Annotated in this window: 7 protein-coding genes; 3 read left to right on the top strand and 4 right to left on the bottom strand. The window is 65.3% G+C overall.

Translation table 11 applies throughout. The annotated features are described in order from the left end of the window. Positions 1–944: 944 nt before the first annotated feature. The 3 genes from ACWKV7_RS11580 to ACWKV7_RS11570 all read left to right on the top strand — a co-directional run bounded on the left by ACWKV7_RS11580 (position 945) and on the right by ACWKV7_RS11570 (position 6202). Positions 945–3062, top strand: coding sequence for a hypothetical protein (locus ACWKV7_RS11580; RefSeq protein WP_483857820.1), 2118 nt, complete (start codon positions 945–947; stop codon positions 3060–3062). A gap of 65 nt (positions 3063–3127) precedes the next feature. Next, entirely contained in the window at positions 3128–3427 is a 300-nt protein-coding gene (locus tag ACWKV7_RS11575; RefSeq protein WP_483857819.1) for a hypothetical protein, read from the top strand. A 24-nt stretch (positions 3428–3451) separates the two neighbouring features. Next, complete coding sequence (locus ACWKV7_RS11570; RefSeq protein ID WP_483857818.1) at positions 3452–6202, top strand: hypothetical protein; 2751 nt, start codon at positions 3452–3454, stop codon at positions 6200–6202. Positions 6203–6208: 6 nt separating this feature from the next. Here the strand turns inward: ACWKV7_RS11570 and ACWKV7_RS11565 are convergent, their stop codons facing one another. From ACWKV7_RS11565 to ACWKV7_RS11550, 4 genes are read right to left on the bottom strand one after another with little or no spacing between them, the layout of a single operon-like run. Then, positions 6209–9793 carry an EAL domain-containing protein gene (locus ACWKV7_RS11565; protein ID WP_483857817.1) on the bottom strand — a complete coding sequence of 1195 codons (3585 nt, stop codon included), beginning with the start codon at positions 9791–9793 and terminating at the stop codon, positions 6209–6211. Then, positions 9769–10866 (bottom strand): chemotaxis protein CheB, encoded by a 1098-nt coding sequence (locus tag ACWKV7_RS11560; RefSeq protein WP_483857816.1) that lies wholly within the window; start codon positions 10864–10866, stop codon positions 9769–9771. Before ACWKV7_RS11560 ends, ACWKV7_RS11565 begins: the two co-directional genes overlap by 25 nt. A 15-nt stretch (positions 10867–10881) precedes the next feature. Further along, positions 10882–13080 carry a hybrid sensor histidine kinase/response regulator gene (locus ACWKV7_RS11555; protein WP_483857815.1) on the bottom strand — a complete coding sequence of 733 codons (2199 nt, stop codon included), beginning with the start codon at positions 13078–13080 and terminating at the stop codon, positions 10882–10884. 7 nt (positions 13081–13087) lie between these two features. Then, complete coding sequence (locus ACWKV7_RS11550; RefSeq protein ID WP_483857814.1) at positions 13088–14866, bottom strand: methyl-accepting chemotaxis protein; 1779 nt, start codon at positions 14864–14866, stop codon at positions 13088–13090. Positions 14867–14879: the final 13 nt, after the last annotated feature.

Genomic DNA, 14879 nt, shown 5'->3' with positions numbered 1-14879 from the left:
ATCGCCGCCCGGCGCAAAGAAGAAGTAACCAAGAAGAAAGCGCACCCCACATCCGAACTAGGCGTCCCCGCCCGGCTACGCCGGGGTTCCCGCGCTACATCGTTGCTCCAGGGGCCCGCCGTGAAGGGCCATCCCTGGCCTAGGCGGCCCCACCCATCGCTGCTCTCGCGACATCCATGTCGCTCAACCCCTTACGCAACGATTCCGCTCGGCCTCCTGAGGGGACCCGAGTCCCGGCCCAACCTTTAGGTGCAAGAGAACAGGCTTGAGTTGGCTTTCAGCTTTTTGGCCTTGCCGCAGGACTGTCAGGCGCGAACAAATCCCCGTCAGGAGGCCGAGTGGAGGCACTGCGCAGGGGGACGCGAGGCATGGATGCCGAGCGAGTCACGCTGGGCCAGGGATGGCCCATCGTGACGCGCCCCCGGAGCAGTGCCGGAAGGAGGGAAGTCTCGCGAAGCGAGACCCGGATGCCGGGGAATGTTTCTTTTGCTTACTTTTCTTTCGAAAGAAAAGTGAGGCGCCGGGAGGCGCAACCAGAGGTGTCAACCAAACACAGAAACCAGCCAACGCACTGACCAACCCGCAGCCAAACCCACACAATCTTGCCAGTCCGGTGTCAGGTCTTCTTCCCCCGGAAGTATGCGAAGAACCACGAAAAAGCCTACCGCCCGCTGGCTGGAAACGACCGTTCGGCAGCGCCCGCCACGCGCCGTCTCGCCTGCGCCGCTCTAGCTCAAGCCCAGTAATTCCGGGGCCTCGCGGGCCGATGGACGGCGATGTACAAGTGCCATAGGCGCTCCATACTTGCCTCGCCATGTATGCAGTGCGCATGACATCAACCGAAGAAGGAAACCCATTCAAGGCGCCGTACCCTTACATAGCAGTAGCTCGCGCGGTCGTTGATACGGGCAGGTACGCCCCTTGTCGAATAGGAGTGTTCAACGATGTCGACCCAATCCGATGCATCCCGTATTCCTCCCATGCCCGACCTGCTGCCTCCCGCCCCGGAGGACGGCGTTCCCAGCGATCAACCCATCGGCACCTTGCCCGGCCCGACCCTGCCGCAGCCCTATCCCGGACCGATCATTTTCCCGACTTTTCGCAGCGTTCGCGCCGGTTGCTGGCTGCTGAACTACAAGCCCAGCGGCGTCTCCCTGGTGTCCTATGACGGCACCCTGCGAGTCGAGTCCCACAGCAACGGTCGTACTGCCAGCGGCGATCTCTACCAGCGGCCGGTGATCTTCCTGCCGATCCCGCTGCCTTCGCCATTCCCGACCCTGCCGGGCAAGCCGGTGCTCAAGCCGAACCTGTCGCTGAAGCCGATCCTGCTCAGCGGCCCGAACCCGGCGGCGGGTATTCCGATCCTGCCGCGCAGTCAATACCGCTACTACCTCCGGGTCACCTCGTTGCCGGAGTATTTCTACCTCGGCAACAGCTTCAGCCTGGGCTTCGAGCTTTGGCGCTTCACCGCGCCGAACAGCTGGGTGAACGAGTCGACCCTGACCGCGCAGATGGTGCGCATGACCGCCCCGGCCGGTTACCCATCGCCCTCGGACTACGCCGAAGGCGATGTGAAGAACGCCGCCAATGTGGTGGTCGGGCGCCTGACCATGGGCTGGCTGTCCACCTACTTCCGCAAGTGCACCATCGAGATCGATACCGTCAACGGCTCGGAACAGCCGATCAACAGCGGCATCGGCCACACCTGGACCTCGCTGATGGATGCGGTCGGCTGGCAGACCAACGTCAACTGCAGCGACACCAACGTCGCCGAGCCCAGCGGCAATTCCTGGTCCGACGCCGAAATGCACGCCGCCATGCTGGCCCGCCGCGCGGTGGTCAACCTGGACAGCGAGTGGCGTTACCACATCCTCGCGGTGAAGAACATCGACTCCACGCCGCGCGGCATCATGTACGACAGCGGCGGCACCGACTCCAACAACGTGCCTCGCGAAGGTGTCGGCATCGCCTCGCACTGGACCATCGACGCCGGCTGGGGAACCGTCAGCGGCCAGCGCTTCGGCACGGCGGCGGCGCCCTACTTCCGCACCGCGGTGCACGAACTGGGACACGCCATGGGGCTCTACCACAACTGGTCGGACTTCGGCTTCATGTGTACCAGCGATGTGATCGCCGCGGGCGGCACGCCGGCCACCCCGTTCCCCAACAACATCCAGTGGTCGTTCCATCCGGACAACCTCAAGCAACTGCGGCACTACCCCGACCCGTTCGTGCGTCCCGGTTCGGTAGCGTTCGGCGGCGCCTCCACCGCCTCGCCGAACATCACCCCGACCGACCTGCAGGCCCAGGTCGTCGGCCTGGATCTGGAGGTCAAGGCCCTGCTCGGCGAAGTGCCTCTCGGCGCGCCGGTCCGGGTGGATATCGCCCTGGTCAACCACGGTGACCAACCGCTACTGGTGCCAGCGACCCTGAGCCTGAAGAGCGACTTCGTCAGCGGCAGCGTCAGCGACCCCGCCGGCACCGAGCGCAGCTTCCGTACCGTGGTGCACTGCATCGAGGACTATCCGTTCCGCATGCTGGAGCCCGGTGGTCGCATCGAAGGCTCGATGACCCTGATGCGCGGGGCCGAGGGCGCTTTGTTCGGCACCTCCGGCATTCATGAGGTACGGGTCGAAGTGCATTGGGAGGTCGAAGGAATGACCGCGCATCTGGAAGGCTGCGCCAGCGTGATGGTGACCGCACCGGTCGATGCCCGGCATGCCGAGGCCGCCCACAAGGTGCTCACTTCTCCGGATGCGCACCTGGTACTGGCCATCGGCGGCGACCACCTCACCGACGGTATCGACGCCATCCATGCCGCCCTCGCCTCACCGGTGCTCAAACCGCACTTCGCCGCCATCGAGACCAAACGGCTGGCCCGCCGCTTCATGAAGCGCAAGCCGGACGCGAAGGCCGCCGCCTCGCTGCTGGAATACGACACGGTGATGAGCAAGGCCGAGCGCAGCAAGCTGACCAAGCTGATCTCCGATGCCGGTGGCGATATGCCGAAGGACCATGGGACCAAAGGCAACAAGGGCAAGCCGAAGCTGTCCGTCGGCTGATGTCATTCCCGTAGTACTGCGCGGGGCCGTTCGGCCCCGCGCAGGTCACACGTGCGAGGCATATCATGTTCGAGCCCGACATGCGGTTGGTCGGCGAATGGCGGCGGCACGACGTGCCGCCCTGCGCATCCGCCTACGCCGCTGTATTGCAGATCCGCCCCAACGGCCTGTACTTCGGCCAGAGCGAGCCACCCGGCGGCTTCACTTGGTGGGACGGCGGCACCTGGGAAATCGTCGCGCCCGGGAGGATCGCCCTGGCCACCGCAAACGACGCGGTCGTCACCTACAGCTACGACCTCGACGACCAGGAACTCAGCTTCACGGACTCATCGGGCTGCCGCTTCAGCTATCGACGCAGCCAGTGAGCGGCAGCTTGCCAGGAGGGCGACATGCCAGGTCCAAGCGTTCCCGCCACGGTCTTCTTCGACCTGGGCGACACCCTGATATACACCGGCGCGGGCGGCATCCGGCTGCGCTACGCCGATACCCTCGACACCCTGCAGATGCTCCAGGCGCGCGGCTACCGCCTCGGCCTGCTGTCCAACCAGGCCGCCGGTACCAGCCTGGCGGATGTACAGGCGATCATCGGGCCGCTGCACCTGTCGCGCTATATCGACCCGGCGCTGATCACGCTTTCCAGCGAAATCCCCGGCAATGTCGGCAAGCCGGCGCAACCGATCTTCGACCTGGCGCTGAGCAAGGCCCAGCACGGGGCGGCCAGCGAGCGGGCGATCTTCATCACCGAGACCCTGGCCCATGTGCAGGCCGCACGCGGCTACGGCTGGCGCGCCATACTCAAGCGCAACGCCGGGACCTGCGTGGCCGGCGATGGCGAATGCGCGGTCGGCCTGGCCGCCTTGCTCGACCTGTTGCCGCCCCTGGCGACTACGGCGCTGGACACGGCGCCGCCGCCGAAGTGGGTCGACGGGCTCTGGGCGGTGCCCATCGATATCGAGCAGATCGACGCCAGCCTGCTCTTCGATGCCGCCACCCAGCAGGCCAACGGCGATGCCACGCTGACCTTTCGCCTCGGCCGCCATGCCGGCTGCCCGATCTTCGATCTGCGCCAGACACCCACCGGCGCCTGGCTGGATGGTTCCGCTGTCGCTCTGGCCGACGTCGCTGCCCACGATTTCGGCGGCGGCGCCAATGCCAGCCTGCGGGTGTTGAACCGCTTACTGGAGGCCGGCAGCAACCACACCCTGCGCCTGACCTACACGGTCGGCTTGCCCCAGGCCTCCATGGCCGGCTCCTACCTGCCGCAGATCGCCTGGAGCGCCGGGCCGCGCCTGGCTTTCAACTTCGGTTTCACCGACCTGGGGGCCGGTCGTTACCTGGAAGCCTTCGTGCCGGCGAACCTGATCTACGACACCTTCGCCCTGAGCCTGGAACTGCGCATCGTCAACACTGCCGTCGCCCACACGCCGATCACCAACGGCACCGTCACCGTGCTGGGGGTCAACCACTGGCGCGTAGGGTTCCCGGCACGCTACAGCGCGCTCTCGCCCCTGCTTGAGCTGCGGGCCAGCGATACCCTGCAAAGCACCACGGTGAACACCGTACTGCCGGTTTCGGGCAGCAACGTGGCGGTCACCGCTTGGAAACTGAGCGGCAATGCCGTGGACCTCGCCACCCAGGCCACCGCCATCGCCGGATTCCTGGCCGATAACGAGAACAGCTCGGGGCGCTATATCCATGGCACGCGCTTCACCGCGTTCATCCACCAGGGCGGCATGGAATACGAGGGCGGCACCACCAGCGGCGTCGGAGCGCTGCGCCATGAGACCTTCCATAGCTGGTGGGCCCGCGGCCTGAAGCCGGCCAGCCAGCCGGACGCCTGGTTCGACGAGGCCTGGACGGTCTACCAGGACAACGGCGCGGCGGCCGTGCAGCCGTTCAATTTCGCCGATCCGCCGGTGGAGCTGTGCACACGCAATCCCTGGGTGCGCATCACCCACTCGGCCGCCTACAGCGCCGGCGAACGCTTCTGGAAGGGCATCGCAGCGCTGACCGGTGCCGCCGCCCTCGGCGAGCAGATGCGCGCATGCTATCTCGCCCACTATCCGAAGCCGGTCACCACCCAGGCGCTGGAATGTTTTCTCGTCGCCCGCAGCGGCGAGCCCACCTGCGTGGATGCCTTCCACCGCTTCGTCTACGGCTTCGCCGATCCATCGCCGATCCCCGATATCTGGCTGCGCGACGATGCGGCGGACCCCGGCGCCAACGACTGGGCCGGGCGCTTCTGGGACTCACCCGACCTGTGGATACGCAATCGCAACGATGACGGCCTGGCCCACCAGAACCTCGAATACGGCCAGGACAACTGGATCCATGCGCGGGTGCGCAACCGCAGCGCCACGGCAATAGCCAAACATCTGGTGGTCAGTTTCAATCTCAAGCCGTTCGCCGGCAGCCAGTTCGTCTACCCTGCCGATTTCCTGCCGGCCGTCAGCGCCGCTGCGGATTTCGAACTGGGTCCCGGCGAAACCCGCATCGTCAAGGCGCGTCTACCGCGCAGCGCGATTCCGCCGGTGGGCAGCCACCCCTGCCTGCTGGCGGCGCTGCTGACGCGCTTCGACCGGCCGGTGGCCGGCAAGCATGTCTGGCAGCAGAACAACCTGGCGCAGAAGAACCTCACCGTGGTCGATCTGGCGCCGAATGCCTGGATCGTGCTGCCGCTGCTGGCGATCAACCTGAAGCCGAAGATCTCCCGCACCGTCGAACTGGCGATGATCCGTCCGCGAGGCCTGGAAGGTCTCCAGGCCAGCCTGTTGGTGGGCCGCGAGGCGCTGACGGTCAAACCCGGCGCCCGCCTGCCGGTGTCGACCCTCACCGCCAAGGCAACGCAGCTGGACTGCGGTTGCCAGGCGGAGCCCAGCGACGCCGCGCCGACGGTGCTCACCAGCAAGGTACCCGAGCGCCTCGTCGAGGCCTTTCCCGAGGCGTACGAACTGGACTTCGGCAAAGGCCTGCACGCATCGCTGCCAGTACGCCTCAAACCAGCCGAATCCCTGCGGGTCGGCTGGCGCGTTCAAGTGCCCAAGGACGCCAGGCGCGGCAGCCGCTTCACCGTCGACCTGGTGCAGCGCGAAGGCGGCAGGATCGTCGGCGGCGTGGCGCTCACCGTGAACGTGCGCTGAGGACCCTCAGTTACCGCGCCCCGACTCGATGAGCTGCTCGCGCATGCGCTTGTTCTCCCGCAGCATTTCGCGCTGCTGGAAGGCTTCGCGAAGCTGGCTGCGCAGGTCGTCCGCCTCCCAGGGTTTGGTGATGAAGCGATAGATCACGCCTTCGTTCACCGCCTTGAGAATGCTGCTGACCTCGGTCGACCCGCTGAGCACCATGCGAATGATCTCCGGATACAAGCCACGGAGTTGGCGCAGGAAATCCACCCCGCTCATGTCGGCCAGGCGCAGGTCGGTGAGCACCACGTCCACCGGGTGGGTGGCCAGCAGTTGCAGGGCGTCCGGGCTGCGCCGGGCGGTGAGGATGCGGTAGTTCTCCAGGCGCAGCTCCCGTTGCAGGGCGTTGAGAATGCCGGGCTCGTCGTCGATCAGCAGCAGGTAGCGTTCGTTTCCGTCGAGAATGTTGTCCGGCAGCGTCAGCGTCGAACCGCTCTGCAGGAATTCCAGCACCGCTTGCGGCGGCAGCGGCGGCGAGTAGTAGTAGCCCTGTACCTCGTCGCAACCGGCCGCCCGCAGGAAGCCGAGCTGTTCGGCATTCTCCACGCCTTCGGCGATGACCTTGAAACCAAGGTTGTGGCCGATTGATACCATGGAGCGCGCCAGCGAAGCGCTTTCCGGTTCCAGGTGCACGTCGTACACGAAGCTGCGGTCGATCTTCAGCTCGCTGAAGGGGAAGCGCTTGAGGTATCCCAGCGACGAATAGCCGGTGCCGAAGTCGTCGATGGAGAAACAGATGCCCAACTCCCGCAGTGCCTGCATCTTTCGCAGCGCAGCGTCGGAGTCGGTCATCAGGATGGTTTCGGTCAGCTCCACTTTGATCTGCTGGGCCGGCACGCCGTGCCGCTCCAGGGTTTGCGAAACGCGTTCGACAAAATCCTCCTCGGCGAAGCTGACGGCCGAACAGTTCACCGCCACGCGCACACCACCCACCGAGTCCTGCCAGAGCCGCAGTTGGCGACAGACGGCGTCGAACACATGGAAGTCGATGCCGACGATCAGCCCGGTTTCCTCGGCCAGGGGGATGAATTCGTCGGGCCCCACCATCTTGCCGCCGCGGGTCCAGCGCACCAGGGCCTCAAGACCGCACAGGCGGCCGTTCATCAGGTCCAGCTGGGGCTGGTAGACCACGTGATATTCCTCATGCTGCAAGGCATGGCGGATTTCCTGCTCGAGTTGCAGGCGCTTCTGCATCTGCTCGTTCATCGCCTGGGTGTAGGCGCAGATGCGATTCCTGCCCTGGTGCTTGGCCTGGTACATGGCGGTGTCGGCATTGCGCAACAGAGTGCCGATCTCGCGACCATCGTGGGGGAAGCAGCAGAAGCCGATGCTGCTGGTGATCACCATTTCCTGGCCCTCGAGCAGTATTGGCTTGGCAATGCGCTCTTTCAGGCGCTCCAGGCGCACGATCTGCTCCGCCAAGTTGGCGTTGTCGGCGAACAGGATGACGAACTCGTCGCCGCCCAGGCGGGCCACCGTATCCACGTCCCTGGCGGTTTCCAGCAGCCTGTCCGCCACCTGCGTCAGCAGTTGGTCGCCAGCGTTGTGGCCGAGGCTGTCGTTGACCACCTTGAAGTGATCGAGATCGAGAAAGGCCAGGGTGAACTCGCTCTGGTTGCGCGTAGCGAAGGCGATGGCCTGGCTGATGCGGTCGTTGAGCAGGTTGCGATTGGGCAGTCCGGTCAGGCTGTCGTGGTTGGCCTGGTGCTCCAGCTCTTCCTGGTAGCGCTTGGCCTCGGTGATGTCGTGCAGGATGCCGACGAAATGGCTGACCTTGCCGCGGTCGTTGACGACCGGCGAAACCCGCAGGTCGTTCCAGAACGCCGATCCGTCCTTGCGGTAGTTGTGCAGGATGGCGGCGCCCTCCTCCAGGTTGCGCAGTGCCCGACGGATATTGTCCAGCTCCGGCTGATCATCATGATCGCCCTGCAGGAAGCGGCAGTTGCGCCCCATGACTTCCTCGCTGCGATAGCCGGTGATGCGCTCGAACGCCGGATTGACGTAGACAATCGGCTGGTCTGGCAGCTGGCTGTCGGTAATGACGATGGCGTTCACGCTGGCTTCCACGGCCCGTGTGCGGATGCGAATTTCCAGATCGCGGCGGCGTTGTTCGCTGACGTCCTGGATCACCGAGATGGCGCCCTGCAACACGCCCTTGTCGTCGCGGAACGGCACCGCCGAGCTGAGCACGGTCTTGCTGTTGCCCTTGAACGTCTCGATGTCGATAACATGGTTGCGCGAGGCCTTGCCGCGCTGCACCGCACGTGCCAGCGGCCAGTCCTCGGCTTGCAGGGCATCGCCGGTTTCCACCCAGGCCCCCTGGTATCGGTCGTAGCCGATCAGCTCGCTTGGATGCCGCCCCTCCCAGATCAGGGCGCTCTCCGGGTTGCTCATGATCAGCCGGCCGCTGGCGTCGGCCACCAGCACGCCCACCGGCAGGCTGTCGAGCACCTTGCGCAGCAGCCCTTCGCTCTGCGCCAGGGCCCGGGTGCGCTCCTCCACCAGCAACTCCATGCTCTCGAACAGACGCGCCCTGCCCAACGCCATGGCCAGTTGGCGGCCGATGGAGGCCAGTGCATGCAGCGGCTCGTTGGGCCAGGGCTCGCCATGGCGACGCACCACGTTGAGCATGCCGATGATCTCGCCGGCCAGCAGCAGCGGAATGCTGGCGTGGTTACCCTGCCCAGGCTGCTCGGCCAGGGCGGGACAGGGCGCGATATTGCTTGGTGTGTCCAGCCGGTCGCTGAGCCAGGCGTGGCGGCAGGGGCAGTCGCCGACGCAGGCTTGCATGTGCTCGATGGAGTAGATCGGGCCGCGACCACGCGCGCCGACTACCCTGACCGGCTCGCTGTCGTGCCGGGTGTCGGCCATCAGCAACCAGGCACCGACCGCATCGGGGAACTCGAGGATGCGCCGCAGCGCGGCATCGATCACATGCCGTTCGCTCTTGGCGTCGGTCAGCCCGCTGGTGAAGTGGAACAGGCTGTTGAGCAGCGAGTTGCTGCGCGCCAGCTCGTCATGCTTGGTCTGCAGCTCCTGGTTCAGCCGTACGCCCTGCTCGTAGGTGGAGATCAGCAGGTCGAGAATCTGCTGGCGGCCGGCGGTGATGAAATGCCGCTCGCCTTCGAGCACCACCTCCACGCCCATCTGCACCCGTTCGTGGGAACGCAGCTCCAGGTTCACCAGGAAATAGCGGATACGCGACATCAGGTACTTCTCGTCGTAGGGCTTGACGATGAAGTTGTCCGCGCCGGAAGCCAGGCCCAGCACCACATCCCGCGCATCGGCCAGGGTGGTGACCAGGATCACCGGTATGGTTTGGGTCTCCGCCGACGCCTTGAGGCGCTTGCAGAGTTCGTAGCCATCCATTTCCGGCATGACGATGTCGCTGATGACGATGGTCGGCCGCTGCTCTTCGATCATGACCAGCGCTTCGGCACCGTTGCTGGCGACCCTTACCTGGCAGCCAGACGATTCCAACAGGTATTGCAGCTCCGTGGCCTGGGTCGGGCTGTCCTCGACGATCAGGATTTCGGCGGTGGCATACATGACTGCGTCCCTCCTACTACAGCTTCCGTCGCGGCAATCTGCGTCGCGAGGGTGTTAAGCAAGGCGGCGATACCTTCCGGCGCCAGTATTTGTTGCGCGGCCTGGAGCGCGATGACGGCCTGGGGCATCGAATCGATTACCGCGCTGGCAGGCTCCTGGGCGATGGTCAGGGCGCCGTTGCGGTGCATCTCGGCCATGCCCTCGGCCCCGTCGCGGCCCATGCCCGACAATTGAATGCCTATGCCTCTGCGCCCCAGGCTCCTGGCCACGCTGCGCAATAGGTGATTGCCCGAGGGGCAGAACATGTCCCCCGGCCGCGGCGCTTCGAGCTGCACCCGTAGCCCCGGGGAAACACCCATCTGGTAGCCGTCCGGCGCTAGGTAGAAGATGCCCGGTCTCAGCATCTGGCCCTCTTCGGCAATGCGCACCGGCAGCTTGCAGAGATGCGACAACCAATCGCAAAAGCCCGGCAGGAAGCCGATGGCAATGTGCTGGACCAGCACCATGGGCCAGGGTTGCACAGGCACCAGGTTCTCCAGCATGGCCTTGAGCGCCACCGGGCCGCCAGCCGACGCGACGATGGCGACCAGTCGCGGCTTGGCCGCCAGCTCATCGGCGACCACCGCCTCGTCAATCTCGCTGGCACGCACCCGGTTGCTGGAGGCACGGCTGCGCCGCACGATCTTGACCTGCGACAGCGTGCGCAAGGTGCGCAGGATCTCGTCGATGCGCTCGAGGAAGTCCTCCGCGTCGAGGCCGCGGGGCTTGTCCAGCACCGCCAGCGCCCCGGCTTCGAGGGCACGCATGGCCGTCACCGTATCGGTGGGGTCCAGGCTGGCGGTGAGCACCACCACCGGTACCGCGTACCGCTCGAGGATGCGCTCGGTGGTTTCGTAGCCGTCTATGCCGGGCATGTGCACATCCATGGTGACGATGTCCGGCCGCTGGCTGGCCATTGCCCGTAGGGCTTCCTCGCCGCTGCCGGCCTCGCATACCTGGTAGCCGGCGTTCTCCAGCACGGCACGCAACAGCACGCGCAGTACGGGCGAGTCATCGACGATCAGTACGCGCATGGCCGGCTCCCACAGTCAGATCAGACGACGAATGGCTTCGAGCAGGTTGTCCTGCTCGAAGCCGCTTTTGACGAGATAGGCGTTGGCCCCCACGTCCAGACCGCGGGCCCGGTCCTCGGGCGAGGCCAGGGCCGTCACCAGGACCACCGGCAGCGACGCCAGCTCGGGGTCGGCACGAACCCGCCCGGTCAGGGCGAAGCCATCCATGCGCGGCATTTCGACATCGGAAACCAGCAGATCGAATTCGCCCTGTTTCAACGTACTCCAAGCCTCCAGGCCATCGTTTGCCGTCGCCACCTGGTAGCCGGCCGTTTCGAGAATCGACTTGAGCAGGCCCCGCGAGGTGAATGAGTCCTCGGCGATCAGCACGCGCTGCGCGGCCGGGTGGCGTTCGCGCCGGGTGGACCGGCCCAGGCTGCTGGACGTACTGGCCAAGGCACTGCCATAGATGTCTGCGGGATGCAGAATGGGCACCAGTTGTCCATCGCCGAGCACGGTCGCTCCCAGGAGGTTGCGCACGCGCAGCAGCTGCCGCCCCAGAGTCTTGGTTGTGATCTCCTGATCCCCGAGCAGTTCCTCCACCTGCAGCACGAAGCGCTCGCCGCGTACCCGCAGCAACAGCAGGGTCAGCTCCGTCCCCACCGGCTCCACGTGGGCCAGCCCGAGCACGTCGGCCAGGGACCAGACCGGCAGCACCTCTCCCTCGTGCACCAGCGACGGGCGGTTTTCCAGCAGCTTCACCGCCGCCGGCGGCAGGCGCAGGCAGCGCTCCACCGCCAGGGCCGGCACGGCGAATATGCGCTCCGCGTTGCGCACGATCACCGCGCGAAAGGTGGACAGACGCAGCGGCAGATGCAGATGGAAGGTGGTGCCCTGCCCCGCGGTGGTTTCGACTTCGACCCGACCGCCAAGGCGTTCGACGATCTCCAGCACGATGGCCATGCCCAGGCCGCGGCCGGAAAGATCGGTGATCAGAGCACTGGAGGATAAGCCGGATGCAAAGATCAGCTGGGCGGCCTCGGCATCCGGCATCTCTTTGGCCTGATCCTCGGAGAGCAGGCCGGCGGCCACGGCCTTGGCCTTGAGCTTCACCAGGGCAATGCCGTTGCCGTCGTCGCGCACGCGCAGTTCGAAGCGGTCGGCGGCCTCCTGGAACATTTCGATCTGCAACAGCCCAACCGGCGGCTTGCCTGCGGCCTCCCTCAGGGCCGGGGTTTCCAGGCCATGATCGATGGCGTTGCGCAGCAGGTGGGTCAGCACCGTACGCAGTTGGTCGAGAATGCGCTTGTCGATCTGCAAGCCGGTGCCCCTGATTTCCAGGTTGACGCGCTTGCCCCCCTGGGAGGCAAGGTCCTGCACCATGGCCGGCAGCCCTTCCACCAGGGTATTGCCCGCCAGCAGCAAGACCGATTGCAGCTCATCGACCAGGTCGTCCGACAACTGTGCCAAGCCCTGGGCCATGTGCAGAGCCGCCCTGTGCAGGTGTACCGCCTGGAAATGCAGGCGGTCGAGATGGGCCTGGCTCCAGTCGAGGTAGTCGAGCAGGCCCTTGATGGCCTGGTAGCTGCTCGCTGGCAGATCGCCCAGCTCTTCGCGCAGCCGCTTCATCCCGCCGTCTGCGAACAGACGCTTGCTGCGCTGCGGTTCGAAGGTCGACACATGGTCCCGCAGTTCCTGCACATGGGAGCGTGCTTCGAGCTTGTGCTGCAGCAACGCCTCGCTGTAGCAGAGCAACGCCTCCAGGCGCTGGCTGGATACCCGTACTACGTCCGAGTCGGCAGGCACCACCGGGGCTGGCTGCGACTCTTTGGCCAGTATTGGCACTTCGCCCAACGCCGCCGACTCGAGGTCTTCGACCAGATGGTTGCGCTCGTTGGCATCCAGTTCCTGTCCCTGATGCAAACGCTGCACCGCATGCAAGACACGTCGGCTCAGCTCCACATGCACCGGCGCCAGCCCCAAGCGACCGTGGCGCACCTCGCCGAGCAGGCTTTCCCAGGCGTGGCAAAGCTGCTCGATGGCAGACAGCGCCACCGCCCTGGCCGCGCCCTTGAGGCTGTGCACTTCCCGGTAGATGGCTTCGATCGACTCCTGGCTGGCGCTGGACTCGCGCCACTCGGCCAACCCATCGGCCAATACCGCCAAGCGCTCGCCTGCCTCTATATGAAAGCTCTCGAGCAAGCGCTTTTGCAGGGAGTCGCGATCCATACTCATGGCTGCTTCACGCCTTGAACTGGGCAGACAGCCCTTTGAGCTTCAATCCGAGTTCGTGCAGGCTCCGTGCGGCCTGGTCCACCTGCCGGCTGCCGCCCGCGTTGTCCTGGCTCGCCTGGCGAATGCTCTGCATGGCCTCCACGATCTGGTCCATGCCCGCCACCTGCTGCTGGCTGGTGGCGGCGATCTGCACGGCCATCTCGCGAGACTCCTCGATGCTGCCAGTCAGGCTGCGAATCGCCTCGCCACCGGCTACCGCACGTTCGTAGCCGGCATCCACCGCCTTGCTGCTCTGCTCGGCGAGCAAGACCGCTTTGGTCAGGGCCCTCTGAACCTCTCCGAGAATGCTGCGCACCTGCTCGGTCGCCTGCTTCGACTGCTCGGCCAGCGCCTTGACTTCCTGGGCCACCACCGAGAAGCCCTTGCCGACATCGCCGGCCTTCACCGCTTCGATCGACGCATTGACGCCGAGCAGATTGGACTGCTCGGCCAGGCTGCCCACCGAGGCCACGATTTCGCCGATGGTCTGGCTCTGCTCGCCCAGGTGCATGACGCTTTCGGCCACCGCCTGCATCTGCTCGCGAATCTGCATCATGGACTTGAGCGTTTCTTCCGCCGCCTGGCGCCCGCTCAGGCCTACCTGGCGGGTGCGCTCGGTGCTTTCGGCGGCCTCCTTGGACTTCATCCCGGCAATCAGCGCGGTTTGTTTCACTTCCTCGACCGTGGTGACGATCTCGCTGATAGCGACGGCGGTTTCCTGGGTACTGGACGCCACTTGCGATGTGGCCGCAAGAATTTCCTCGCTGGAGCTGGCCAGCACGAGGATGCCCTCGTTGATCTCCACGATCAGCTCGCGCAAGTTGAACACCATGGAGGTGAACGCCTTGCCCACTACATCCCGCTCGGAAACCTGACCGACTCCTGCATCCAGGTGTCCCTTGGCCAGGCTTTCCGCCTTGGCGGCGAGGTCCTGGAGATAGCGCCCCATGCGAGTGAACGCCTGCCCGAGTCGACCCACCTCGTCCTGACGGTCGTCAGCATCCATATCGTAGGGAATACTGCCTATATCGCCGCCGCTGATGCGCTCGGCCCAGCCCGTCAGGCGCGACAACGGATGGGCGATGTGGCGACTCAGCACCCACGACAGCAGCGCGCTGAACAAGGCCATCAACAGGCCCAGCAACAGAAACTGGTTGCGCTGTGCCACCAATGCCTGGCGCGAGCGCTCTTGTCCCTGTTGGAGCCTTAGCGCCGTGAGTGTCGTCAACTGCCCACTCAACTGGGCGATCTTCTCGATGCGATCGCTTTGCACGGTATTGAACAGTTTCTGCGCCTCGGCGACACGCCCCTCGCGCAGCATCGGCACCACGTCGGCATCGCGGGTTTCCACATAAGCCGTGCGCACGCCCACCATGTTATCGATCAGGGATTGCATTTCCGGGTCGGAGAACATCTCCATGGTCGTCTGCAGTTTCTCCAGCAACTGATCATTGAGCTCGCTGCTGCGATGAACCTCGGCCAACTGCCTGGCCTGACGCTCCTGGTCGCCCTCTATCGTCGCCCGGATCGCCGACTGCAGCGCATAACGCTGGCCCAGGGTGCTGATTACGATGTCCTTGGCATCCATGACCCGCTCATGGCGGTGGTTGAAGATCTGCGCTTCGACTTCCTGCAGATGCACGAAACTCTGCAAGGTATAGAGCAACATGGCTCCGTATCCGACGATCATCAAGGTAAACACCAGCAGCAGCTTGCTGCCGATGCTCAGGTTCGCCAGTCTCTTCATTTCCCAGGGTCTC

The organism is Zestomonas ipomoeae (assembly GCF_057128665.1).
The sequence above is the reverse complement of the archived record's forward strand: the minus strand, read 5'-3'. Positions and strand labels throughout refer to the sequence as shown.

Coding starts and splice junctions, on each gene's coding strand:
- ACWKV7_RS11580 (WP_483857820.1), top strand. CDS start 945: ATGTCGACCCAATCCGATGCATCCCGTATTCCTCCCATGCCCGACCTG.
- ACWKV7_RS11575 (WP_483857819.1), top strand. CDS start 3,128: ATGTTCGAGCCCGACATGCGGTTGGTCGGCGAATGGCGGCGGCACGAC.
- ACWKV7_RS11570 (WP_483857818.1), top strand. CDS start 3,452: ATGCCAGGTCCAAGCGTTCCCGCCACGGTCTTCTTCGACCTGGGCGAC.
- ACWKV7_RS11565 (WP_483857817.1), bottom strand. CDS start 9,793: ATGTATGCCACCGCCGAAATCCTGATCGTCGAGGACAGCCCGACCCAG.
- ACWKV7_RS11560 (WP_483857816.1), bottom strand. CDS start 10,866: ATGCGCGTACTGATCGTCGATGACTCGCCCGTACTGCGCGTGCTGTTG.
- ACWKV7_RS11555 (WP_483857815.1), bottom strand. CDS start 13,080: ATGAGTATGGATCGCGACTCCCTGCAAAAGCGCTTGCTCGAGAGCTTT.
- ACWKV7_RS11550 (WP_483857814.1), bottom strand. CDS start 14,866: ATGAAGAGACTGGCGAACCTGAGCATCGGCAGCAAGCTGCTGCTGGTG.